This window comes from Flavobacterium notoginsengisoli (assembly GCF_014207905.1).
GTDB classification, from domain to species: Bacteria; Bacteroidota; Bacteroidia; order Flavobacteriales; family Flavobacteriaceae; genus Flavobacterium; species Flavobacterium notoginsengisoli_A.
In genome coordinates, this window is sequence record NZ_JACHLB010000016.1 from 1 (window position 1) to 2,633 (window position 2,633).

Consider the following 2,633-nt stretch of genomic DNA (forward strand, 5'->3'; position numbering starts at 1 on the left):
TGGAAAAAGCGGTCAAATTGACCACGCTTTTTCAGCATAAAGTGACCACCGATTTCGGGTCAAACTGACCACTCCTTTTCAATTTAAACTGACCACCTTGTTTCGGTTCAAATTGACCACCAAACACTACTTCTTTTCATGCTGTTAAACCATGGATCTGTATAAAAACTACAGACTATGGCAAATAACAAACTAGACATGAACAAAATCAGAAAAGTCATTAAGTTGCACTGCAACGGCAAAAGCAAGCTGTTTATAAGCCGATATTTATCTCTTTCCAGAAATACTGTAAAAAAATATATCTCTTTATTTGAAGTGCTGGGATTAAGCCTGGAAACTGTCAACAAGAAAACTGACACTGAATTGGACGAGCTGTTTTCTCAGGGTCCGACAGAAGTTGTTTCCTCAAGAATCGAAGATCTGTATGCTTATTTTCCTCAGATGGAACGGGAATTAAAAAAGGTGGGCATCACCATACAAACTATGTGGGAAAGGTATATTGAAGCCCATCCCGATGGTCTTAGAGTAACGCAGTTCAGGAATCGCTTCAGAGACTGGAGCAACAAGGTAAACCCTGTGATGCATATGAATCACAAGGCTGGCGATAAAATGTATGTGGATTATGCTGGAAAGACACTCTCAATTATAGACAAAAACACGTCCGAGGTTCAGGAAGTGCAATTTTTTGTTGCCATACTCGGTGCCAGCCAGTATACTTACGCAGAAGCTTCAATGAGCCAGCAGAAGGAAGATTTTGTAGCTTCGGTGGAGAATGCAATGCGCTTTTTTCAAGGAACGCCTGCCGCAATTGTGCCCGACAACCTAAAATCTGCCGTAGTCAGAACCAGCCGCTTTGAACCTACCATTAATGAAACTCTTGCAGATTTAGCTGAACATTATGAAACTACTATTCTGCCTGCAAGAGCATACAGGCCCAGAGACAAATCTTTAGTCGAGGGCGCTGTTAAGATACTTTACAGAAGAATTTATGCAAATCTGAAAGACTCTAAATACTTCAGCATAGAAGATCTGAACCAGGAAATATGGAATCTGCTCGATGCGCATAATAACAAGAAACTTACCGGAAGACCATACTCTCGTTTTGAACTCTTCATGGAAGATGAAAGGCATGAACTGCAGCCTCTTCCTCTGGAACGCTTTGAGATTAAATACCAGTCTCTGGCAACAGTAATGCAGAACGGGCACGTCCAGTTAAGCCAGGACAAAAACTACTACAGCGTGCCCTATCAATATTTAAAGAAAAAAGTGAAGCTGCTGTACACCAGCTCTACTGTCGAAATATACTTCAAATACAACCGTATAGCCACACACATGAGAAATCCAAAGCCCTACATCTATACCACAAATCCAGAACATATGGCAAGCACACATCAATTTGTAGCGCAGTGGAATGCCTTAAGGTTTATTGAATGGGCCAACAGCATTGATCCGGCAGTAGGAGAATATATTATGCAGATAATAGAAAGCAGAAACCACCCCGAGCAGGCCTATAAAAGCTGCCTAGGCATATTGTCTTTTGAGAAGAAAGTAGGTGCAGAAAGATTGATAAATGCCTGCAAACGTGCTCTGGACTTTAAGATTTATAATTTTAAAACCATACAGAACATCTTGGAAAACAGTCTGGATAAGATACCCATGGAACACGAAAAGGAAGAAGATCAGGATCTTCCCGACCACGGCAATATCAGAGGAAAAAATTATTATAACTAAAATCAATTTACAATGAATGAATCTACTGTAGCAAAAATGAAACAGATGAAGCTTCATGGAATGCATAACGCCTTCATGACAGCTATCGAGAGCGGAAAAACCGATCATTATACCATTGACCAGTTTATGTCAATGATAATAGATGCCGAATGGGATGAACGCCACAACAGGCGTATTGAACGCAGTATTGCCAATGCACGCTTCCACTACAAATCAAATATTGAAAGCATCAATTTTGACCAGTCCCGGAATATTGACAGAAATCTTATACTCCGGCTTGCAGAATGCAGTTTTGTAGAAAAGAATGAAAATATACTAATCACAGGAAGCACAGGTGTCGGCAAAAGTTTTTTAGGAACAGCACTTGGTTATCAGGCCTGTATTGAAGGCTATAAAGTAAGTTATTTTAATACTGCAAAATTGTTTGCAAAGCTGAAAATGGCCAAAGCAGACGGTACATACCTGAGAGAACTGATGAAAATACAAAGGCAGGATGTTATCATACTAGATGACTTTGGACTCCAGGCATTGGACAGCCAGAACAGAATCACACTTTTAGAGATCATCGAAGACAGGCACAACAATGGTTCTATTATTGTAACCTCGCAGATCCCCGTTCAGGGATGGTATGACATAATCGGCGAGAAAACCATAGCAGATGCAATCCTTGATAGATTAATACATCAGGCCCACAGGGTTGAGCTGCATGGGGAATCAATGAGAAAGAAAAAAAGCATAATCAAGGAATAATTATTTATCTATATTTGAAACAATAATTAACACACGAAAAAAAGTAGTTTTTTAGGTGCTCACTTTGCACCGAAATTAGATGGTCACTTTAAACCGAAACGAAGTGGTCACTTTAAATTGGAAAACAGTGGTCAATATGACTGAGTTTTACA

Annotated in this window: 2 protein-coding genes; both read left to right on the plus strand. The window is 39.9% G+C overall.

Going from position 1 to position 2,633, the window contains the following annotated elements:
- Positions 1-177: 177 nt before the first annotated feature.
- Positions 178-1,731, plus strand: a complete 1,554-nt coding sequence (gene istA, locus HNP35_RS23715; RefSeq protein WP_184168233.1) for an IS21 family transposase — start codon at positions 178-180, stop codon at positions 1,729-1,731.
- Between the two features lie 12 nt (positions 1,732-1,743).
- On the plus strand, positions 1,744-2,481 hold the full coding sequence (gene istB / locus HNP35_RS23720; protein ID WP_041515719.1) for an IS21-like element helper ATPase IstB: 738 nt from the start codon (positions 1,744-1,746) through the stop codon (positions 2,479-2,481).
- The last annotated feature ends 152 nt before the right edge of the window (positions 2,482-2,633 follow it).